We start from the raw sequence: 20,216 nt of genomic DNA, 5'->3' as shown, positions 1-20,216 counted from the left end.
CGCCCCGAAGCCCGCCTGCCTATGGCCCCATTTAGCCAAGACTGCGCTGGGTGAGGCCGAAAGTCTCAGCAAAAGCGCGGGTGAACTGCTCACTCGGAAAGCGGATGGCTATCGCTGAGTCGTCGATTCCCGCAACCTGATAGGCAATGTCCCACTCGCTCAGCCAAGTATCCATCGCCTGAAGACGAGATAGAAGGTCCTGCCCTTCGATCGGGATGAGGACCTCATGTGTCCGCGGCTGTGCTTCTTCGGTGGGGAAACAATTCATCGCATTGCCTGCGGTTTTCGGCTGCGGAATGGCTTGTCGATGTTCAATAGACGATCGAGGGCAGTGTCCGATGCCAGCAAAGGCCCCGCCGACGGCAAACCTCGGCGGGACCCTAGGCCGTGCGGCTCCTAAGGATGGAGAGCCACCACGCAGAGAAAACGAACTGGTCTCTCGACAGTTTCACCACGACCGGGTTTGTTCGCCCAATACCAGAACCATGAAAAGAAGTGCGGGCCGCGGATGGGGCCACCGGAGCACAGGAGTGGGCTCCCTAGACCTTAAGCACCCTTTCCACTGGCCTTCTTCAACGTTCTCGCCGGCGCCGCTGGCAACACAGTTATGGTCACCTTCTTCGAAATGAGCATCGGTTTGAATGGCCGGTGGTCGGGGTCGCCGAGCACCAATTGCAGGGTATGTTTGCCAGGCGGCAACTCAAGCCTCGCCTCAGTCTGCCCTGCACCGAAGTGAAGATGCTTGTTGTCTGACGGAAGCGGCTCGTCCGGAACAATCTCATCGGTGACATCGACCAGAAGGTGGTGATGTCCGGCATTCGGAGCGGAGCTGCCGGCCTGCGTCACGCCCATATTTCGTAGGCCGAACCGCACCCAGAATTCGCCGCGGATCTGCGCTCCGTCCCAAGGATAGATGATGTACAGGCGCGCATCCGGAGATGGCGCCCGTTGCGGTGTGGAGGGCGTTGGGCCCGGCGCTGTCTGCGCCAAGGTTTCGAGCGGGAAAAGGCTGACTACAGCAAAGGCGAGAAAGATGCCGCTGGCGGATCGGCCCATGGAACCCTCCTGTCAGAGCGAGCGAGCTATCCTGAATCCGTGTGCAGGGTAACGGACGCCCGTATCGTAATGGGTCCGGCTCGCTGGCCTCACCGAGACAGCGTTGCTTCGCCAGGAGCCGCCTCTCAAGACATTCTCGCGGCAATTCTCAACCGTCCGAGGGGAGCCCTCCAACGGCGCATCCCGGTAGTTGGGCAGCCAGCAATCGGMCACCCACTGCGCGACGCCGCCTCCGAAATCGGCACCCCCGAATGCATTGCGCGCGAAACTGCCGACCGGCATCGGAACCTTCGGATCTTGAGGCCCGCCGCAGTCCCTGCAATTGGCGTTGCCGGGTTCGAGCTCTCGACCCCACCAAAAGCGGGTCGAGGTGCCCGCCCTTGCGGCGTATTCCCACTCCGCTTCGCTCGGCAAACGGTATGGCTTACCGGTCAATTGCGCGAGCCAGTCCACATATTGCTTGGCATCGAGCCAGCTCAGATTCCGGGCTGGCGTTGTGTCGCTTCCGTCGAGCGAGAAGTTGCAGCCCTTTGCGGCCGCGCATCGGTTCCACTCGGCGACGGAGATGGGCGACAGACCGATTGCAAACGGCGAGATGGTCACGGTCCGGATCGGTTGTTCCGAGGGGTCTTCGTCGCTACCCATCCGAAAAGCCCCGCCGGGTATGCGGATCATTTCGGGGCAGGTTTCGCAGTCCCGGAAGCCGGAAGCGGTTTGGATCATCCGTGCAGCAGGAAGGTTCGGAGTCAAAATCGCGACCTGCGGATCTGAAGCTGGGGCGCCAGGCGTGGGATCCGCCAATGGGGCCAAAGGTCTGGCCGCATCAGCATTGTTGCTTGCCGGCGTCTCAACCCGTGGGGCACGGGTAGGTTGGTTTGTCACGGTGACGAGGGGGACGGGCACCCATTGCGGGCGCTGTTCGACTGACACCAGACTTGGCTTTCCGCCGACCAAGTAGCCGGCGGAGTAGAGGCCTGCGGCAAGCAGCGCAAATGCTGCCGCGATCCCCGCAGGTATCAAAAATAGGCGTCTTTTTTTCGTCGCGCGAGTGAAGGAAGCTGGATCGGGAAGCACACGATAGATGCGAACAGGATCGGTGATGTTCTTCAGCTTCTCGTCGCCAAGCGACTGATATCCGCAGACCAGCTTATTCTTGATCTGTTCGTAGACTCCGCCGGAGATATAGACGCCGCCGGGGGTCGCTAGAGCCTCCAGGCGCGCGGCGATGTTGACGCCATCGCCGAAGACATCGTCCGGCTCAACGATAACGTCGCCTAGGTTCACCCCTATCCGGTATTGAAGCCTGTGTTCACGCGGAAGATCGGTGTTCCTTGCCGTCACGGACTGCTGAATGACAATCGCGCATCTCACGGCTTCGAGCGGACTGTCGAACATAGCGAGGAAGCCATCGCCGGTGTTCTTTATGAGCCTCCCGTAGTGCTCTTCAAGTGTGGGATCGACGATCTCGCGGCGAACCTGCTTCAGCCGGCGAACCGTTCCTTCCTCGTCGTGACCCATCATCTGGCTGTAACCAACGATGTCCGCCGCGAGGATAGCCGCAAGCCTGCGATGAGGGTGCGGATGAGCTGGAAACTCTTCGCGCATCACGACCACCACTGTGGATCACACAGCCCCGCCTTATCCATATCAGGTAGCCCATCCAGCGTCGCGAACTTTCCGCTGATCGACGAGCGCTGGGCGTCGCCCTGGCGCTCCGGCAGCGGGCCACGCTCGGCCCGACCTTCACCCGGATGATCCGCGAGGGGGGCCGGAACGCAGCGGACCGGCGGACCGCTAAAGAAAACGCGCGGGAGGCTTTCGAGGAGAGTCGGTATGAAGGAACTCTACCGGGTAGAATGCCGTGATGGGTGAGGGCGGTTGCTCATCGTCATCGTCAGGCGAAAGCTTCCACTCCTAACCCGCCTATTCAAAAGCGATGGCGCTGAGCGGGGCCTCATATCATACGGCTTGGCCGATGGACGGGACGTGCGTCTCGTTGACGATCACATCTTTGAAATCACTGAAGATGGAACGACACTGACCCGCGAGACGTGACGGCCAAGAGCGTTTCCGAGCTTTCGCGCCCAGTCGGCGGTGGCCGTCACCCTTTGTTATCCGCTGCGTCAGCACCTCGAAACCCGATTGGCTCCGGCGGGCCCTTGGTCGTGTCCCGCAAGGTCTGGCGTTCGGCTTCTGAATTCAGTTCAGCTCCGACCAGTACGATCGTCGCTGACAGCCACATCCACATCAGCAGCGCGACAACTGCGCCGAGCGTGCCATAGGTCTTGTTGTAATCCTCGAAAGTCGCGACGTACCAGGAGAACGCGAGCGAGCCGACCAGCCAGGTCACGCTGGCCAGAATGGCACCGGGACTGACCCATTTCCACTGTGCGTTGTCGCGGCTGGGTCCAAACCGATAGAGAGCGGAAAGCCCGAGCATCAGGACGAGGATCACGGCCGGCCAGCGCCCGAGCCAGAGAATCCATTCTGCTGCCGGACCCAGGTACAGGAATTCCAGCAACACGGGCACGGCGGCGATGGCGCCGAGTGCCAGCAAGGCGAAGAGGAGGATTGCAAGTGTGAAGCCGAGCGTGGTCAGGTTTAGTCGGAGGAAGCTGCGCTTCTCCTCCTCGCCGTAGGCGACGTTCAACGCATCGAAGAGCGCCTTCACACCAGCATTCGCGCTCCATGCCGACAGACCGAGGCTGATCAGGAACGCTATTCCGAGCTTCGTTTCATCGCCTGTGGCGATCCGGGTGATCTGATCGCGAACGACCTCGAGGGCGCCGGATGGCAACAAGCCTTCCGCCATTGCCAATTCGCCCGCGACAGTGGCCGGATCGGCAATGATCCCGTACAGCGAAACGAAGGCGGTGATGGCCGGAAACAGCGCAAGCAGCCCATAGAAGGTGACACCGGCGGCCACGGCCAGCACCCGGTCCTTCCCGACCTCGGCATAGGTCCGTCGGAGGATCGCTGCCCAGCCCCCAGGGGGAATCTCGGTCGGTGCCTTCGCATCTTCCCCTTTGCGAAATCCCGTGTGTCCGCCACCCTTTGCGGGCCCCTTGGCGCCCCCCTTGGCGCGCCCCTCGAACTGCCTGGCGATGATCGATCCCCCAACTCCGATCAGGGCCGCCAATGACAATTGGGCAAGCAGACGTTGAGCGCGCAATTCGGTCACTCCCAAAGCGAGGGAACTTCGGGCACTCAAAAAAGTTGCCCAACGCCGCGACGGTTGAGGACGATGCCAGAAAAGGTCGGAATGAGGCGCACGGACCGGCATCACAAAGCAAGGCTTGGCGTGCGGAAGAAGCGTCGCTCCACCGCCTGGGATCGCAGGGCTCCGATGGCCAACACGCCAACACGGCGGCGGAAAGGCCCGCCGGTCGTGGCGGGCCTCTCCGTGGCTAAGTGATTATTCGATGATCTGAACGATCTTGCGGGTCTTCGGCTCGACCAGCACCGTCTGATCGTTCACGACGGTGTAGCGATACTGGGTTTTTCCGTATCGAGCCGGAACCTCTCGATAGGTGACGGTTTCGGGAAGAGTAGCGCCGACCACGACCTTCTCGCGGTAAGTCACCGAAGGCACCTTCTGCTCCTTCACATAGGTGCGGAACTCGGTGCGCTGGTCGGCCGCAATGCCACCGACGATCGCGCCAGCCGCGGCGCCACCGCCTGCTCCTACCGCGGCTCCCGCTGGCCCCCCGACAATCGCACCGCCGACAGCTCCGGTTCCTGCGCCGGCGGCGGCCCCACCTGCTGCTCCGGAGCTGGACTGCGCAAACACGGTCGCAGGCATGGCTGCCAGTGCAGCAACAAGAACAATCTTCTTGATCATAGTCGATCTCCTGTTAGCCCCCGCCAGCGAGGAAACGACATGCTAAGTTGTTGGTTCCATGAATAATTATTCATGGTCGGCATTTTCGGGCTGGCCCCTGGGATGATGCGGGAGGTGGCGATCGGTGTGTTCTTCTGCCCGCGTGATCATCAAAGGGGGCGATGGGAGATTGCGAACCGTCTCCCGAATTCCGCGGAATGCATCCGCAGCTACACTCTAGGCGGCGCAATGGGTGAATCAGCGCCGCCGCCCGTTCTTCACAGCATAGCGAGACGCGAAGGAGCGGGAACCGTCGTGGCGCAATGGGATTTTGATTGGCGGCAGGGCTGGTGGTCGATGAGAAAGGCACTCCATCATCTCGTCCGTCTGAACGCGTAGTAGAACTTTCCCGCTACGAACCCGGCAAGCCGGAATAGGTCATCGAGACTATCGTCGCTTGGAAAGACGGCATTGTTCCTGTCTACGTCCTTCCATCTTGGGAGGATCGAGGGTTCGATGAACTTTCGGGTCCCTTCGAAACCAAAGAGGAAGCTGAGGACGCTTTGGCGCGAGCATCGTTGTGAGCCCGGCCGAGAGACGGAAATCGAGCCGATCACGGGGCGCGCTCTATCTCCACCGACGCCTGCACGGCTGAGCTTGAAGGCGATGCGGACCGAGCTCGCTATTCCCAAAAGGAAGAGGGCTGGCGGGCGGCAGATCGATCCAGCAATAGCCGCAAAATCAGTGGGTCCGGTTCCGGTTATGAATCCACGAGTTTGGAGGGATTTATATGAGTTCCGCCCGCTTGCAGATCATCTGGCGCCGCATCCCGCCAGCGTACTTGGCTGTAGAGCCTCGGCCAGGCCCGTGCCTTCAGGCGTCCTCCTTGTCCGGGCCGGTAGGCGTCTGGTGTCCGCGCTCCTCTGGCTGCCGTCTGCACACGCCTCGCGTATGAGTCTCGATCGCGGCGAGCGCTGCGTCTAACGAGCAATACGGCCCCGGCGAGAGTGTTGCCATAGCACCCAGAGCTCGGCCCGACGGGATTACGCGGAAGCTTCCGGACAAGGCCAGCTCGACATGCCCGGCGTTACGGCCGAGCAAGTCGATGAGGTCCCAGCTTGTCGAGCTCATTTGCTTGATGATGAGATCCATGAAGGCTCCTCCGCCCCAACGGTCACCCACCGATAACAATCCAAGCTCGAACAGGTTGCGCGGACGGTCTTCGAATTTCGGGCTACGGACGCGGGAAGCGATMGCAGCGGCAATGAGTGGTCACCGACGGACCAGATGCCCCGAGGTGAATCTGAACCTTCCGCCCGGACCTAATAACCCGGTCGGAACCATCTGGATTGCGCTGAGGAGCTTGGCGCCCTCGTGCGCCCGGGCGTGCCTGCGCAGTTCCTGGATTAGATCTGTGAGAGGTCGCCAGAACCGGCACGGTTTCGCGTGGTTCGCCCTTTCCTTATGTCTTTCTCTTTCCATGCCGGGCTTTGGGACGCTAGCACGCGACCTCCAGACCAAAGGGCACGGCCTCTCCCAATCGGGGCCGGTGCTCGCTCCGCTCACAATGGCCGACCGGTTTGAAGCCGCAAGTTGAGTTCGCTCAGGGCGGGAATTCAAGCGAACTGGGCGCGGGCAGGCCAACGGCACCGTCGACCTGCTTCCGTGTCTTCGAGGAGAACGGAGGCATCCTGCTGCCTTCGGCCGGCGGCATAAGCACCGGTGAATGTGCCATCGAGGACCCGGGCGAACGATGCGCGTATTTTCCGGAACCCGAGGGCAGGTCCGATCGTTTGGGCCAGGGGCTGAGCTTGGTGGGAGAGACTTGGAGGTCCGCTATGCCTCTGACATTTGAAGCCGAGCCGGTGAACGCACCGGTGACCGCCGCGGATTATTCGGGTGATCCGCGTATCCAGAGAATTGCTAGGGCAATGTGTCGCGCTGCGCGGATAGACCCCGACCAGCCAGCCCGAGCTGTTGCGATTTTCAATATCATGCCTGCCGGACGATTGGAGAATGATCCGGCATGGACGTTGTTTCAGCGTCAGGCTGAACTCTTTGTCGCCATGAATCCGGATGTGGCTGGACCGCTCTGAGGCCTCAGAGCGGATATCGCATTGCTGACCTCATCTTGACTTCCGAGTAGTGAAGTAGGAACAAAAAGGGAACATGGCGGCCCGCCCATTTTCAGAGGACACCAACAATTGTGCGGTCCGAGCTCGCCATACAGTCTCTGCGCGAGCAGATCGCAAGGATCGAAGGCAGGAACCGGCGCGCGAAAGCGGTGCTTCCGTTTGGAGTCGCCGAGGTGGACGCGCGCCTCCCAGGCGGCGGACTGGCGCTCGGAGCGCTGCATGAAGTGGCTGGCGGCGGCAACGGCGCGATCGACGGTGCCGCGGCCGCACTGTTCAGCGCGGGAGTTGCTGCCCGCACCCGGGGGAGGGTCCTGTGGTGCATCACGCGGCCGGACCTCTTTGCTCCCGCCTTCGCGCAGGCCGGACTTGTCCCTGATCGGGTGATCTATGTCGAAGCCGGTGACGACAAGGCAGTCCTTTCCTGCATGGAAGAAGGACTGCGGCACGGTGGACTTGGATCCGTCGTGGGGGAAGTCGCCCGCCTATCCATGACCGCCTCTCGTCGGCTGCAACTGGCCGCGGAGGGGACCGGGTCGGTCGGAATTGCCCTTCGCCGTTGGCGGCGTCAGGCGGAAGCCGCCGATTTTGGTCAACCGACAGCGGCCATGACGCGTTGGCGGATCTCGGTGATGCCATCCTCGCCGCTGCCGGTTCCCGGCGTGGGACGGCCTCGCTGGCTGGTCGAGCTCATCCGGGCCCGTGCCGGCGACAGTGCAGATTTCGAGTTGGAGGCGTGCGATGACACGGGTTGTCTCGCTCTTCCTGCCGACCTGGTCCACCGACCGGGCGCGGCGGAAGGCTGGCGACGCAGCGCCTCCGCCTGAGGTGCCGCTCGTCCTGATCGGCCGCGACGGAAACAGGCGAGTGGTGCTGGGAGCGGATGCTGCGGCTCAGGCCGCCGGTCTTTGCATCGGCATGCCCGCGACAAAGGCGCAGGTACTCGTTCCGGGTCTGATCGTCGAGGATGCCGATCCGGCCGCTGACGCCGATGGACTCGATCGGCTGGCTGTCTGGATTCTGGAGCGTATCGCACCTGTCGTCGCACCCGATCCGCCGGACGGCATCGTCATCGACTCGACCGGGGCAGACCATTTACACGGCGGCGAGAACGCTATGCTCGACGGGGTGATCGGTCGCCTTGCGATGTCGGGGATCGTCGCTCGGGCGGCGATCGCTGATACGTGGGGCGCCGCTCACGCACTGGCTCGTTACAGGACACGTTCGACGATCGTCGCCGCTCCAGGGCATGGACCATCCATCATCGCTCCGTTGCCGCTGGAGGCTCTGCGGCTTCCGTCCTCGGTTAGTGCCGGGCTGCGCACCTTGGGCTTCGAGCGGATCGGTGACTTGCTGGCGCAGCCGCGGGCGCCTCTGGCTCTGCGCTTTGGTCCGGAGCTTGGCCGCCGCATCGACCAGGCGCTTGGAGACCTCGCCGAGCTGATCAAGGCCATTCGGCCGCCCGACCTGATCGAGATTCGCCAAGCCTTCGCCGAGCCGATCGGCGCCGCGGAGACGATCGCGCGCTATATCGCCAAGCTCGTCGGGCAACTCTGCGAGCGCCTGGAGGAACGAGGGTTCGGCGCACGTCGTCTCGACCTCATCTGCCATCGCGTCGACAATCGTGCAGAGGCGGTTCGGGTCGGATTGGCCACGCCGGTTCGCGACGTCAGGCGACTGACGCGGCTCCTCTGCGAGAAGATCGATACGATCGAGCCGGGTTTCGGAATTGAGGTGATGACGCTGGCCGCGACCATCGCCGAACCGCTGGAACGCAAGCAGACCCACAACTCGCTTGTCGAAGCGAGCTTCCCGGACGTGTCTGACCTGGTCGACACCTTGGCAAACCGGGTCGGGKAGCGCGCCGTCTATCGTCTGGCTCCGGTCGCAAGCGACGTGCCTGAACGTTCCGTCTGCCGAATCCCGGCCATGGCGGCCGAGACGGGGGCGAGTTGGCCGGGTCATTGGCCGCGGCCATCCCGTCTGTTGCCTCAACCCGAACCGGTCGAGACCATGGCGCTGCTGCCTGACCAGCCCCCGGTTTGGTTCACCTGGCGGGGAATCCGTCGACGGGTGAAGCGCGCCGACGGTCCCGAGCGCATTTTCGGCGAATGGTGGAAGCGCGATGCCGAGCTGGCCGCGGTTCGCGACTATTTCCGGGTCGAGGATGATGCAGGCGAGCGCTACTGGCTCTATCGGGCGGGTGACGGTGAGCACGCTGCGACCGGCTCCCACCGCTGGTTTCTGCACGGGGTATTCGGATGAGTCGCCCGCGCTACGCTGAACTTCAGGTCACCTCGCATTTCAGTTTCCTGCGTGGCGCCTCCTCATGTGAGCAACTGTTCGCGCAGGCTGCGGCGGCTGGACTCGAGGCAGTCGCCGTTGTCGATCGCAATTCGCTCGCCGGGATCGTCCGCGCCCATGAGGCGGCCAAGGCAACCGGTGTTCGCCTCGTTGTCGGCTGCCGCCTCGATCTCGTCGACGGCATGTCTGTGCTCGTCTACCCGATTGACCGACCGGCGTATTCGCGGCTGTGTCGACTGCTCTCGCTCGGCAAGCAGCGCGGCGGCAAGGCAAAGTGCCATCTGGAGTGGCCCGATCTTGTCGCCTATGGCGAGGGGCTGATCGCTGTCCTCGTGCTTGATCAGGCCGATGCGGAATGCGCCTTCCGCCTTCGGCGCCTTCGCGATGCGTTCGGCAACCGTGCCTATCTCTCGCTGACGCTGCGCCGACGTCCGAACGACCAGCTCCGGCTTCACGAGCTGTCGAACCTCGCCACCCGGATGGGCGTGCCGACCGTCACCACCAACGACGTGCTGTTTCATGAGCCTGCGCGGCGCATTCTCCAGGACGTGGTGACCTGCATTCGTCACAACGTCACGATCGACGCCCTCGGCGGCCGGCGCGAACGGCATGCCGATCGCTACATCAAGCCGCCGGAAGAGATGCATCGGCTGTTCAGTCGCTACCCCGAGGCGTTGGCGCGGACGTTACAGATTGCTGATCGATGCCGCTTTTCGCTTGGTGAGCTGGCCTATCAGTATCCCGAGGAGCGAGACGATCCGGCGCTCACACCCCAGCAGACCCTGGACAAGCTGACCTGGGAAGGCGCCGCCGAGCGCTATCCCGAAGGCGTTCCGAAGAGCGTCGAAGCGGCCCTTCGGCACGAGCTTCGGTTGATCGAGAAGCTGGGCTACGCGCCATATTTCCTGACGGTGAACTCGATCGTTCGCTTCGCCCGGTCGAAGGACATTCTGTGCCAGGGCCGCGGCTCAGCGGCGAACTCGGCAGTCTGCTACGTGCTCGGCATCACCTCGATCGATCCGGGCCGCAACGATTTGCTGTTCGAGCGCTTCGTTTCGGAGGAGCGCCGAGAGCCGCCGGACATCGACGTCGATTTCGAGCATGAGCGGCGCGAGATCGTCATGCAGTGGATTTTCGACACCTATGGTCGCGATCACGCGGCCTTGTGCTCGACCGTCATCCGCTATCGCACCAAGGGCGCGCTCCGGGACGTCGGAAAAGCCCTTGGCCTGCCGGACGACTTGATTGGCACTTTGTCCTCGCATGTCTGGGCCTGGTCCGAAGGTGGCGTAGAGCCGCGCCATGTCGAAGAGCTGAACCTCAATCTCAAGGACCGTCGGCTTCGGCTGACACTCGATCTCGCGCGTCAACTCATGGGCGCGCCTCGGCACCTCAGCCAGCATCCTGGTGGATTTGTGCTCACCCATGACCGGCTCGACGATCTCGTGCCGATCGAGCCTGCCGCCATGGCTGATCGCCAGGTTATCGAGTGGGACAAGGATGATATCGATGCCCTGAAGTTCATGAAGGTCGACGTGCTGGCACTTGGCATGCTGACCTGCATGAAGAAGGGGCTCAATCTTCTGGCCGAACATAAGGGCATCAATCTCGACCTCGCAACGATCCCCGCCGAGGACCCGCGCACCTATGCGATGATCCGCAAGGCAGACACGCTCGGCACCTTTCAGATCGAGAGTCGCGCGCAAATGTCGATGCTGCCGAGGTTGAAGCCGCGGACCTTCTACGACCTGGTGGTCCAGGTCGCGATCGTTCGCCCTGGCCCGATCCAGGGAGACATGGTCCACCCGTACCTTCGACGGCGTGAAGGACTGGAGCCGGTCCACTATCCCAAGCCCGAACTGGAGAAGGTGCTGGGCAAGACCCTGGGTGTGCCCCTGTTCCAGGAACAGGCCATGCGCGTGGCGATCGAGTGCGCCGGCTTTACCCCGGGCGAGGCCGACATGCTCCGGAAGTCGATGGCGACCTTCAAGTTCACCGGAGGCGTATCGTCCTTCAAGGACAAGCTGATCGCGGGCATGGTCGCCAACGGCTACGAGGAGGAGTTCGCCGAGCAGACCTTCAAGCAGCTCGAAGGATTTGGCAGCTATGGCTTCCCGGAAAGCCACGCAGCATCATTCGCCCTGATCGCCTACGCTTCGGCGTGGCTCAAATGCTGGCATCCCGACATCTTCTGCGCCGCACTCCTCAACAGCCAGCCCATGGGCTTCTATGCTCCCGCTCAGATCGTCCGTGACGCGCAGGCGCATGGAATCGAGGTTCGTCCGATCTGCGCCAACGCGTCGAGGTGGGACTGCACGCTGGAGCCGACCCGCGACGACAGCCGCTTCGCGGTCCGGCTGGGTCTGGGCTTGGTGAAAGGGCTCGCTAATGCACATGGAGCGGCTATCGTCGCAGCGCGGGCTGATCAGCCCTTTGCTTCAATCGATGACCTCTGGCGACGTGGTGGCGTTCCCGTGGCTGCGCTCACGCACATCGCCGAGGCCGATGGCTTCCGACCGTGCTTCGGTCTGGCGCGCCGCGAGGCGCTGTGGGCAATCAAGGCACTGCGCGATGAGCCGCTACCGCTGTTCGCGGCAGCCTCTGCCCGGCAGAGCGAGATCATCCCGGAAGTGGCCGAGCCGGCTGTTTTCCTGCGGCAGATGACGGCCGGTAGCGAGGTGGTCGAGGATTACCGCCATGTCAGCCTGTCGTTGCGCAGCCACCCAGTTTCCTTCCTCAGGCGGGATCTGCGACGGCGACGCATCGTTACCTGCGCCGAGGCGATGGAAGCACGAGACGGCCGCTGGCTTGAGGCTGCTGGGATCGTCCTCGTCCGCCAGCGGCCAGGCAGCGCCAAGGGCGTTATGTTCATCACCCTCGAGGATGAGAGCGGCATCGCCAACCTCGTGGTCTGGCAAAAGGTGTTCKAGCAAAATCGCCGCACCATCCTCTCCGCCGGTATGATTGCGGTGCGTGGCCGTGTCCAGCGCGAGGGCGAGGTCGTTCATCTGGTCGCGCAGCGTCTAACCGATCTGTCGGCAGAACTCGCCAGCGTCGGGGAGCGCGACGACGCCTTCCCGCTGCCTCATGGCCGGGGGGACGAGTTCCACCATGGTTCGCCGACGCCGGATCCGCGTGGGCTTCCTCCGAAGGGGCTTCGAACCCGCGACGTCTACATTCCCGACCTGCATCTCGATACGATCAAGGTGAAGACGCGAGATTTCCGGTGAACCCGACGGTGCACCGTTGGTCGCAAGCCGACGGCGGACGTCTTCGTGCCGCTATCTCTCGGTCGTGGGAACAAAGAAACCGCCGCAGGGTTTCGGACGCGTGCAAGGACGCCGCGAACGCTCTTGCACGGCCTAACGCCCCGTCGCTCTTTCGCGAGCGGCGGGGCAGCACTTCGGTCATTGCGATTGAGTAGCGGGCGGTCGGAAGCCTCAGAAGGCATGCGGCGATAGGTAATCGCTTTCGCATTATCCACCGTCAAGAGGAGACATCCATGGCGACGGGAACTGTGAAGTGGTTCAATCCCAGCAAGGGATTTGGCTTTATCCAACCCGATGATGGCGGTCAGGACGTGTTCGTCCACATCAGCGCCTTGGAGCGTGCGGGATTGCGAGAACTGCGCGACGGACAAAAAATCTTCTACGAGGTCGTCCCGGACCAACGCTCGGGAAAAGCCTGTGCCGAGAACCTTAAGGCGGAATAGGGGGCTGGCTACGGATTCACTCGTTTTGTCGGCGTGCTGGCCTTCTCCACCCGGGTTCGTCAATCAGGAGGACGGGAATGTGCCATGCCGATGCACTCGTTCACCCCACCCGTTGTCGTTCGAGCCGACCGGCCTGAAGTGACCTATTCTGTCACCCACGTCGAGCGAGCCGCAGAGTTCTTGCTTGCCTGGAAAGCGATAGGGGCGGGCCCGAAGTGGCAGGACGCTGTTCGCGCCTGCACGGCAGTGCTGAATGGTGCCGGGACCATTGATGAGGCGCGGGAGGCGTTCGAGGAGGCAGCGCGGGAGTGTGGCCGCCTCATTGGCTAGCGGGGTAGTGCGCCACTCCCGGTAGGGGGGGCGCTAATCAAGGAGCGCGATCAGCTCAGCTTCCTCTGGCGTATCCCGCGCACCGGCTCCCGAGCCTCATAGACGGCGATTGCGGCCTTGAGCATTTCCAGTTCGAGGGCGTCCACCGAATTAGGCTTCGCGTCCTCGATTTCACCGATGCGCTGAAGCGCATACCGGTAATCCTCGTGGCATTTGACGCAGGCAGTGGGCGTATCCGGTTTGAGTTCGGCCACCGCGGTCATTGGATTTCTCCTTCCGTGGCTGATGCCGGAAACTTATCCCTAGGATTGCCGGATTCAAGAGGTTTAACATCACCCAAAATGGCCGGCCACCCTTTCGGAGCCGCGGGCAATTTAGTGTTTAGAGTGGGCGTACTGGCTTTGACGGCGGCTCGTATTCCCGCGCGGCGAGCCTTAGGATTTTTCGCTCGAGGGACCGCACTGAGCCAGGCCTGGCCCCTTCGAGCTCTCTGATACGCTGCCAAGTTCTCCGATAGTCAGCAGAGGTCTTAATMGTAATGATTGGCGCCTTAGGCCCAGCGTGAGAATTGGGCATTATGCGGCCTCCATATTGGTAGAGTTCAGTCACCGGAGCGCAACGGTGTCAGGCGAGGTCACCCCTCCGGGACGTCCATTGCATTGCTCCATACCGTGCCACCAAGACAGGATCGTGGCGCACGCCCGCCGGTCGAAGTTCAATCGCCCGCCGGTTCAGTGTCGGTGACGGCTTTCGGCTGATTGGTGTCGCAGATTGTCAGTCGGCAACGCGAACAAGTGTGACCCGGACTTTCACCCCTGGAGCGTCTGGCGACTCGCCTAGTAGCGAAATCGTGCCCTCGATGGCTACTCCCGTAAGGCTGACAGATACGTCATCTTTCCCAAACACGCTTTCGACAGCCAGAGTCGGGGTATGCCGGGTTACACGGATCTCGGCGCTAAAGGCATCTCGATCCTCTTGGTAGCTTCCGACGTACAGCATTGCCGAGTTGCCTCCGCGCACCTTGCCGCCGCAGATCACTACGACACCGCTGCCGATACCGAGGACGGTCCCAAACTCCGCTTTATAGGTGCCTTCTTGGACGGCCATGTTTGGTCTCCCCTGAACGAGCAATTTCGACCTCGTCCGCTCACAAGCTCGGAGACAACGATGCGGCGATGGCTGCGCCGTTCAAGGAGACGCTATTCTTGCCAAAGCGCCCCGTGAACTACGCCCACCGCGCCCAAACGACGATCAGGATCGCGGAGAGGGCCATCTGCTGGAGGGGCCGTAACTGGGGCGCATGTTATCAGTCGACAGGGGTACATTCCATGCGCACGCGCTGACCGGGCTCGTTTTGCGTATGGCAGGAGACGAAAGCGGGCCCGCCTTTAACCGGTGCTCCCGACATCGCAGCGGGCACCACACGCGGTGCCAGCGGGGCGGCTGGTTTCGGCGCGCTTGCGACGATGGGCGCGGGCTTGGGAGCTGCCCTCGTCACTTTGACCTGCGCGGGGCTGATTGACATCGGCTTGCTCGCTTCCGTCGGAGCATCAGAGAGCACGATGGGAACGGGCTCAGGCTTCTCCTGTTGAGCCGATTGCCAAGGCCGCCAACTCCCCAGCCGGGCAAACGTTTCGAACGTTGGCTTCGTGATCAACTCGACCGTTGGCACCGATTGGGCCGAGCAGCCAGCCGCCAACAGGCCGGCGAAGCCGGCGCGATAAAGAAGGTTCGCCATACTGACCCCTTGTAATACTCGTGGCGAAGTCGTGGCACTAAGGCGGAGGAATGTAGCCTTTTTGTGCCCGGGGAGTTTACGCGCTCGCCGACGCTGGATGCGAAGAGGGTGTTTCGGGCGCGATCCGGCCGTCAGGCTGGATGCCTTCCCCCTTCCACCCATGCCGGCTCGCGATCGATGGCGCCGGGGACATCGTCTCGAAAACGTCGCGCGCGGCCGCTCCGGCATGCACGGCAGATACTCGGCCTCGCATTCGTGCCCAGTGCTTCCGGCTAGCTGGATGGGACCATGCGAGGCGACGACTGGACCAGACACGGCGAATGACCAGGGGCAAAATCGAGCCGAGCTAAGTTTGCTGGGTGTTTCATCGGCAGACTGCCAGGACCCTACACTCGCCCGCTGCGGGAGGACGCCGCGGGCCCTTTATATGCTGGGTGTCCCATCTCACCTCGCGGGCGTCTGCCGAATACACCAAAGGGGCGCGCCGGTTCGAGTGGCGCTCACGGCAAGACCGCGATCCGGGCCAGCAATTTGACGAGTTCCGCCTGACGCTTGGTTTGGGTCTTGGCAAAGACCGATGCCAGTTGCGTGCGAACGGTGGTACGGCTGATGTGCCGACTGCGGGCGACGTCCGCTGGGATATCGCCGCGCGCCAAACCAAGCGCGAGGCGTGTCTCAGCCAAGGTCAGCCCAAACATGCGCTGAAGCATGAAGGGATTGGGCTCCAGTTGCGCGTCAAGATCGAGCAACATGACGACGTTTGTATTGAGCGGGATGTCGCCCCCCGACTGATTGAGGACGAAAGGCGCATCGGTTTGATTCCAGATAACGATCCAGGTCAGGGGTGCAAGCGGACGGCGGTTGCGGGACCGCGCGATCAGTCGCCTGAAGGCATTCGTCAGTTGGTCGAGATCTTGAGCCGAGCCGTCCTCGTGACGAAGGATTAGTCGCGCCGTGGCGTTTGCCTCGACGATCCTCTGGCGTTCGAGGAGAAGATAACCACAGCCGAGGCGGTCGAGCATGCCCAGAAAAACAGCGTCGCGAACATTGTGCGAAGTCCCGCGCTCGTCTTGGTCGACCACTGCCGTGTTAGAAGTTTCATCAGGCCTTGAGATCATCGGTTTTAGCCCAGCCGTTTTGCGGTTTGGCAGCCCCCTTTTTCCGATGCTCTGTGACTTAAACTGATAGGACCGCTCGCGTGTTCCCTTTGCTCCGGATGTCGCGGATCGCGCGCCGGGCGGCGCCTTTTTGCCTGACACGTGTGGTTTCCGACGGGTTCCCCCGCGCCGCTGCGGGCCTGATTGCCTTTCGCCGTTCCGCCATGAACGGGATGAAGCTCAGAAGAAACGGCCCGTAACTTTCACCGTCTCTTTGCCTGCTAAGCGGTCGAGCTCTGATCGACCACGCCCTTGCAGGTTCCGGCAGGCGGGCGCCTTCGCTTTCGGCTTCCAAGAGGGCAGGGGGGATGAAATGATCGCGTATCCAGCGGTCGAGGTAGGGGAATAGCCATCGGCGGCCATCGGCGTGGATCGGTCGCTGCTTCGGCTCCTGAAACCCCTGGTCCATACCGGTAATGACGAGAGATCCCGAGACGTGGATAGAAATCAGATTTCATCGGAAACGCCATTCGCTCCTGGGAAGGTGGCTGTCATTACCGGGGCCGCCAGCGGCATCGGACGCGCCGCTGCCGAGCGATTCTCTGGGATCGGCATGCGCATCGTCCTGTTCGACAAGGATGCAGCCAAGTTGGCCGAGGTAGCCGGTTCACTGGCGGCGGAGACGAAGACCATCGCCGGGGATGTGGTTCAGTTCGCGGACGTCGAGCGTCTCCGGGACGCGGTTTTCMAAGCCTTCGGGGAGGTCAATGTGCTCATGAACAACGCCGCGATCGCTGGCGAGGGCAGCGACAACTTGAATGGTCGCGACGCCTGGCGTCGAATCGTGGAGGTGAACTTTTGGGGCGTCGTCAATGGCGTGCATGCCTTCACCCCGGCGATGCTTGAACAGGTAGTCGCGCGGCGATCATCAACACCGGATCGAAGCAGGGCATCACCAATCCGCCGGGGTTCCCGGCCTACGCGGTATCGAAAAGCGGGCGTAAAAACGCTGACCGATCAACTTGCTCACGGTCTTCTCGAAACCGGCAAGCCCGTGAGCGCACACCTGTTGGTTCCCGGCTGGACCTATACGGGCTTGACCAATGCCCCCGACGGCAAGCAACCCGTGGGTACATGGACGGCCGATCAGGTCGTTGAGCAAATGATCGGGGCGGTCGAGGGGGGCGATTTCTACGTGATTTGTCCCGACGGTATGGTCACGCCCGAACTCGACGCGGCTCGCATCCGGTGGAGTGCCGAGGACATGACCGAGAACCGGCCGGCCCTCTCGCGATGGAACCCGGCTTGGAAGGATCGGTTCAAAGCGTTCGTTGGGTTAACGGTGGGTCAAGATTAGTCGCGCAGCGATGCACAGTCAGACTGTGCACGGCAGCGATAAATGCCGGGTTTTATGGGCGTTCCCCGAAGGTTCTCGTCGAGAGCAGACGGAAGTCGGATGCTGACGCAGGATGAAATCTGGATCTTGCAACTGTTTCGGCCAGACAGGGGCTGCATCGATTTGCGGCCGGGCAAAGCGCGCGACGAACTTATCCGCAAAGGACTGATCGAATGGACGCAAGCGCCAGCGTGGGCGGGCGTCAACACCTACGCACTGACCGAGCGCGGGCGAGCGGTTATGGGAGTGCTGCCGAATTCGCGGGAATGATCTGTTGCGAGGATGCGAGCGAATCAGCCGAGTTGAGGCGCCCGATCGAATTGAGCTTTCGGACCGAGGTCGAAAGGGCAGAATGACCCCGAGCTGGCCTCGGGAGGGTCCGCTTGTTGGCTCAGAACCTCACGGCGAGCACGCCCTTGAAAGCGTGGTCCTKAGCGTCCTGGGCCAGCTGCCCGGTATACGACAGGCCCAGCGTGGCGCTCTGGCTGATCGCGAGGTCGAGCCCGGCCTCGACGAGGGCCGCGTCCTTCGCAATCGGCAGGCCGGCCACCGTGAAGGCGCTAGAGCCGGCGAAGGCGAGCGTTGTTTTCGGGTCGACGTCGCCGAAGGCGTGGCGCCAGGCGAGCCCGCCGCGCAAGGTCAGGCTCATGCCTTGCAGATCGAGGCTGGTCGCGGCACGCAAGCCCAGCGTGGAATAGCCGAGGCTGGTGTCGTCGCCGCGGCCGGTCAGCGCCGTCGCGCCGCCGGTCTCGCTGAACGGCGCTGCACCAATCTGCCGACCCAAGGAGCAGTATTGGATCATCCTTTCGGTTGATAGGTGCCCCGAAAGACGGCGTTGAATCTCTTCGGATTTTGGCGCTCTCATTAGACAGCCGAGGCGCGCCTGGATTTGTCCAACCCCCCGGTGAGAGCCGGGCTGGCAATCGCCCGCCGGTCCGGCTCGCCCAAAGGTGACCATCGGGTGATGCGTAGTTCACACCCTCGGCCGGTGGTGGGGCTATGCAGGGCAAGGGCTGACCGTGCCGGGGGGCTCCGTGCTGGACCATTGAAAAGAGTCTGCCCCACCAAGCGGCGGGGCAGGGCGGCCAGCTTAGCCAGCCATCGAGATCACCAGCGTGCGGAATGGTGTCGTCCGGTACCCGTGGGCGGGCGCCCAAGGCGGAGGTGCGCCTCGGCGATGACCGTACCCGTACCCGTCGTCGTAACGGTCGCGCCGGTAGTAGCGTTGCCGTTGCTGGTAATACTCCATCTCAGCTATCCGATGATCGCGATTGTGGCGCGTGTATTCCGCGGGCAGCTTGTCCAGCGCCTCGGACGCGCGGAAGTTTTGTGCTGCGGCGTTGGGCATCGTGGCCGGCGCCCCAAGGAAAAAAACTAGCGATCAAAAGCGGACGCATTGGGTGTCCTCCCTGCACCATGCCGGAGGGCGCAATGCTTGGCGGTCGCGAAAACTCAGATGCGGCCCTTGGAGGGGGCGGCTACACCGGGTCTGACTTGACCCGTTCGAATAACTTCTTCGCGGAAACACTCCGCACGTCGCCTCCGCTGCCCAGAGCCAGGAAACTCCCTGATTATAAGTTGTGCCGCGGAACCGGCAGTTTCGCTGTGGGTTCGATTCACGCGTGTTGGCGTCGCCGCACATCCGGCGCCCTCACGGCCTGGTCGCCCCGCCGCCAAATCCCCCGGAGGCGGGGCGACCGTGCCTAACTTCGCCGAGTTTAGACCTGCCTAAGCGATGCCGGACCTCCGTATGCCATGATTGTTTGTCGGAACCGTTCCGCAGCCCGCCGCGTGAGGTCGTCTTCGTCTTCGGCGACGTGCAAGAATGCAGCCACGATGTAAGCTAACCGAGCACGCTCCCGCTCCTCAAATCCCTCGGGAACGGTCGATCTGACTTCGTTCCAAGCGGCCTCCAGAGCCGCCTGCGCGCGAGCGAGGTCAACGGGGTCCCTCAGCGATGAGAATGGCATGGCTCCCTCCTTCCCCAGGAAACTGCGAAAAAAATTTAGGCAAGCAGCCTGCGGCGACAAGGGGTGAACGATAGGATTCCGCAGATGATTGGCTGCGAGCCACTCGCCCAATGCATCGACTCGGTCAGGCCTGGGCGTTACCGCGTCCCTACTTCCCACGAAGCAATCGCCGGCGCGCTTCCTCCGCGGCTTTGGCGGAATTCTTCGCCTTCAGCGGCGGACGGCGCTCGGGCTTGTCGACGCTGGGCTCGATATAACGATCTTTCGGGCGTGAGGTGCGTTCTCGGATGTAACTACGAAGCGCCGCCTCATCGAAGGTCCAAAGTCCCCCGATCTTCGCCGCCCCAGGCAATTCCCCGCGGAGAGCCATCGATTGGATTATGCGCCGCCCAACGCCCAGGATTGCGGCGGCGGCTTCACTTCGGATCCGCTCAGGCTTCACTACTTCATCCTTGAAGTCCCAACCCGTCGAATGTCCGAGACTATTCGGAGTGAGCGATAACAAAAAGATCGGGTTGTTGGGGCTCCGGCCGCCCGTTGATACGGGATGACGGAGAGCGGTCTTCCGGTCAGGCTCCATCGATCCAACCGGTCAGGAGGCCTGCCATGGAGCTGTTCGTCGGTCTTGATGTGTCTGTTCGCACCACCATTCGCACCACCA

At 62.6% G+C, this 20,216-nt stretch carries 20 protein-coding genes; 8 read left to right on the top strand and 12 right to left on the bottom strand.

What is annotated here, in order from left to right:
• Positions 1 to 31 precede the first annotated feature (31 nt).
• The 6 genes from AC1DIO_RS30625 to AC1DIO_RS30600 all read right to left on the bottom strand — a co-directional run bounded on the left by AC1DIO_RS30625 (position 32) and on the right by AC1DIO_RS30600 (position 6,028).
• Complete coding sequence (locus AC1DIO_RS30625; protein WP_476770615.1) at positions 32 to 268, bottom strand: hypothetical protein; 237 nt, start codon at positions 266 to 268, stop codon at positions 32 to 34.
• Between the two features lie 278 nt (positions 269 to 546).
• On the bottom strand, positions 547 to 1,056 hold the full coding sequence (locus AC1DIO_RS30620) for a DUF4399 domain-containing protein (protein WP_441508568.1): 510 nt from the start codon (positions 1,054 to 1,056) through the stop codon (positions 547 to 549).
• A 12-nt stretch (positions 1,057 to 1,068) separates the two neighbouring features.
• Positions 1,069 to 2,661 carry an SUMF1/EgtB/PvdO family nonheme iron enzyme gene (locus AC1DIO_RS30615; RefSeq protein WP_476854567.1) on the bottom strand — a complete coding sequence of 531 codons (1,593 nt, stop codon included), beginning with the start codon at positions 2,659 to 2,661 and terminating at the stop codon, positions 1,069 to 1,071.
• Between the two features lie 496 nt (positions 2,662 to 3,157).
• Positions 3,158 to 4,195 carry a YihY/virulence factor BrkB family protein gene (locus AC1DIO_RS30610; RefSeq protein WP_476854566.1) on the bottom strand — a complete coding sequence of 346 codons (1,038 nt, stop codon included), beginning with the start codon at positions 4,193 to 4,195 and terminating at the stop codon, positions 3,158 to 3,160.
• A gap of 276 nt (positions 4,196 to 4,471) precedes the next feature.
• Positions 4,472 to 4,897 (bottom strand): DUF1236 domain-containing protein, encoded by a 426-nt coding sequence (locus AC1DIO_RS30605; RefSeq protein ID WP_476854565.1) that lies wholly within the window; start codon positions 4,895 to 4,897, stop codon positions 4,472 to 4,474.
• Positions 4,898 to 5,749: 852 nt separating this feature from the next.
• Entirely contained in the window at positions 5,750 to 6,028 is a 279-nt protein-coding gene (locus AC1DIO_RS30600) for a hypothetical protein (protein WP_476854564.1), read from the bottom strand.
• A 686-nt stretch (positions 6,029 to 6,714) separates the two neighbouring features.
• Between AC1DIO_RS30600 and AC1DIO_RS30595 the strand changes: the two genes are divergently transcribed.
• The 6 genes from AC1DIO_RS30595 (at position 6,715) to AC1DIO_RS30570 (ending at position 13,354) form a co-directional block, all read left to right on the top strand.
• Positions 6,715 to 6,972, top strand: a complete 258-nt coding sequence (locus AC1DIO_RS30595; RefSeq protein WP_476769820.1) for a hypothetical protein — start codon at positions 6,715 to 6,717, stop codon at positions 6,970 to 6,972.
• A 110-nt stretch (positions 6,973 to 7,082) separates the two neighbouring features.
• Entirely contained in the window at positions 7,083 to 7,835 is a 753-nt protein-coding gene (locus AC1DIO_RS30590) for an ImuA family protein (RefSeq protein ID WP_476854563.1), read from the top strand.
• On the top strand, positions 7,750 to 9,273 hold the full coding sequence (locus tag AC1DIO_RS30585) for a DUF6504 family protein (protein WP_476854562.1): 1,524 nt from the start codon (positions 7,750 to 7,752) through the stop codon (positions 9,271 to 9,273). Before AC1DIO_RS30590 ends, AC1DIO_RS30585 begins: the two co-directional genes overlap by 86 nt.
• Positions 9,270 to 12,542, top strand: coding sequence for an error-prone DNA polymerase (locus AC1DIO_RS30580; protein WP_476854561.1), 3,273 nt, complete (start codon positions 9,270 to 9,272; stop codon positions 12,540 to 12,542). Before AC1DIO_RS30585 ends, AC1DIO_RS30580 begins: the two co-directional genes overlap by 4 nt.
• Positions 12,543 to 12,814: 272 nt before the next feature.
• Positions 12,815 to 13,024 carry a cold-shock protein gene (locus tag AC1DIO_RS30575; protein WP_441492976.1) on the top strand — a complete coding sequence of 70 codons (210 nt, stop codon included), beginning with the start codon at positions 12,815 to 12,817 and terminating at the stop codon, positions 13,022 to 13,024.
• An 84-nt stretch (positions 13,025 to 13,108) separates the two neighbouring features.
• Positions 13,109 to 13,354 carry a DUF982 domain-containing protein gene (locus AC1DIO_RS30570; protein ID WP_476854560.1) on the top strand — a complete coding sequence of 82 codons (246 nt, stop codon included), beginning with the start codon at positions 13,109 to 13,111 and terminating at the stop codon, positions 13,352 to 13,354.
• A gap of 50 nt (positions 13,355 to 13,404) precedes the next feature.
• Here AC1DIO_RS30570 and AC1DIO_RS30565 read toward each other — a convergent pair whose 3' ends face one another.
• The 4 genes from AC1DIO_RS30565 to AC1DIO_RS30550 all read right to left on the bottom strand — a co-directional run bounded on the left by AC1DIO_RS30565 (position 13,405) and on the right by AC1DIO_RS30550 (position 16,351).
• Positions 13,405 to 13,617: a hypothetical protein gene (locus tag AC1DIO_RS30565; RefSeq protein ID WP_476769824.1), complete on the bottom strand. Its 213-nt coding sequence runs from the start codon at positions 13,615 to 13,617 to the stop codon at positions 13,405 to 13,407.
• A gap of 511 nt (positions 13,618 to 14,128) precedes the next feature.
• The gene (locus AC1DIO_RS30560) at positions 14,129 to 14,461 is read right to left on the bottom strand and encodes a hypothetical protein (protein ID WP_441492973.1); all 333 of its coding nucleotides are present in this window, start codon (positions 14,459 to 14,461) and stop codon (positions 14,129 to 14,131) included.
• A gap of 199 nt (positions 14,462 to 14,660) precedes the next feature.
• Positions 14,661 to 15,092, bottom strand: a complete 432-nt coding sequence (locus AC1DIO_RS30555; RefSeq protein WP_476854559.1) for a hypothetical protein — start codon at positions 15,090 to 15,092, stop codon at positions 14,661 to 14,663.
• 500 nt (positions 15,093 to 15,592) lie between these two features.
• Entirely contained in the window at positions 15,593 to 16,351 is a 759-nt protein-coding gene (locus AC1DIO_RS30550; protein WP_476854558.1) for a helix-turn-helix transcriptional regulator, read from the bottom strand.
• Positions 16,352 to 16,733: 382 nt separating this feature from the next.
• On the opposite strand from AC1DIO_RS30550, the gene AC1DIO_RS30545 reads away from it, so the two are divergent.
• Both AC1DIO_RS30545 and AC1DIO_RS30540 read left to right on the top strand, forming a co-directional pair.
• Positions 16,734 to 17,546: an SDR family NAD(P)-dependent oxidoreductase gene (locus AC1DIO_RS30545; RefSeq protein ID WP_476854557.1), complete on the top strand. Its 813-nt coding sequence runs from the start codon at positions 16,734 to 16,736 to the stop codon at positions 17,544 to 17,546.
• 99 nt (positions 17,547 to 17,645) lie between these two features.
• Complete coding sequence (locus tag AC1DIO_RS30540) at positions 17,646 to 17,855, top strand: hypothetical protein (RefSeq protein WP_476771091.1); 210 nt, start codon at positions 17,646 to 17,648, stop codon at positions 17,853 to 17,855.
• A gap of 121 nt (positions 17,856 to 17,976) precedes the next feature.
• Here the strand turns inward: AC1DIO_RS30540 and AC1DIO_RS30535 are convergent, their stop codons facing one another.
• Together AC1DIO_RS30535 and AC1DIO_RS30530 are read right to left on the bottom strand one after the other, a co-directional pair.
• Entirely contained in the window at positions 17,977 to 18,369 is a 393-nt protein-coding gene (locus AC1DIO_RS30535; RefSeq protein ID WP_476854556.1) for an autotransporter outer membrane beta-barrel domain-containing protein, read from the bottom strand.
• A gap of 1,334 nt (positions 18,370 to 19,703) precedes the next feature.
• Positions 19,704 to 20,135 carry a helix-turn-helix domain-containing protein gene (locus AC1DIO_RS30530; RefSeq protein WP_476771089.1) on the bottom strand — a complete coding sequence of 144 codons (432 nt, stop codon included), beginning with the start codon at positions 20,133 to 20,135 and terminating at the stop codon, positions 19,704 to 19,706.
• Positions 20,136 to 20,216 lie beyond the last annotated feature (81 nt).

The sequence above is a fragment of the Allobosea sp. 05T439 genome (genome assembly GCF_056396005.1).
The sequence above is the reverse complement of the archived record's forward strand: the minus strand, read 5'-3'. Positions and strand labels throughout refer to the sequence as shown.

Coding starts and splice junctions, on each gene's coding strand:
- AC1DIO_RS30565 (WP_476769824.1), bottom strand. CDS start 13,617: ATGACCGCGGTGGCCGAACTCAAACCGGATACGCCCACTGCCTGCGTC.
- AC1DIO_RS30620 (WP_441508568.1), bottom strand. CDS start 1,056: ATGGGCCGATCCGCCAGCGGCATCTTTCTCGCCTTTGCTGTAGTCAGC.
- AC1DIO_RS30570 (WP_476854560.1), top strand. CDS start 13,109: ATGCCGATGCACTCGTTCACCCCACCCGTTGTCGTTCGAGCCGACCGG.
- AC1DIO_RS30600 (WP_476854564.1), bottom strand. CDS start 6,028: ATGGATCTCATCATCAAGCAAATGAGCTCGACAAGCTGGGACCTCATC.
- AC1DIO_RS30555 (WP_476854559.1), bottom strand. CDS start 15,092: ATGGCGAACCTTCTTTATCGCGCCGGCTTCGCCGGCCTGTTGGCGGCT.
- AC1DIO_RS30540 (WP_476771091.1), top strand. CDS start 17,646: ATGCTGACGCAGGATGAAATCTGGATCTTGCAACTGTTTCGGCCAGAC.
- AC1DIO_RS30560 (WP_441492973.1), bottom strand. CDS start 14,461: ATGGCCGTCCAAGAAGGCACCTATAAAGCGGAGTTTGGGACCGTCCTC.
- AC1DIO_RS30625 (WP_476770615.1), bottom strand. CDS start 268: ATGAATTGTTTCCCCACCGAAGAAGCACAGCCGCGGACACATGAGGTC.
- AC1DIO_RS30530 (WP_476771089.1), bottom strand. CDS start 20,135: ATGGAGCCTGACCGGAAGACCGCTCTCCGTCATCCCGTATCAACGGGC.
- AC1DIO_RS30605 (WP_476854565.1), bottom strand. CDS start 4,897: ATGATCAAGAAGATTGTTCTTGTTGCTGCACTGGCAGCCATGCCTGCG.
- AC1DIO_RS30595 (WP_476769820.1), top strand. CDS start 6,715: ATGCCTCTGACATTTGAAGCCGAGCCGGTGAACGCACCGGTGACCGCC.
- AC1DIO_RS30575 (WP_441492976.1), top strand. CDS start 12,815: ATGGCGACGGGAACTGTGAAGTGGTTCAATCCCAGCAAGGGATTTGGC.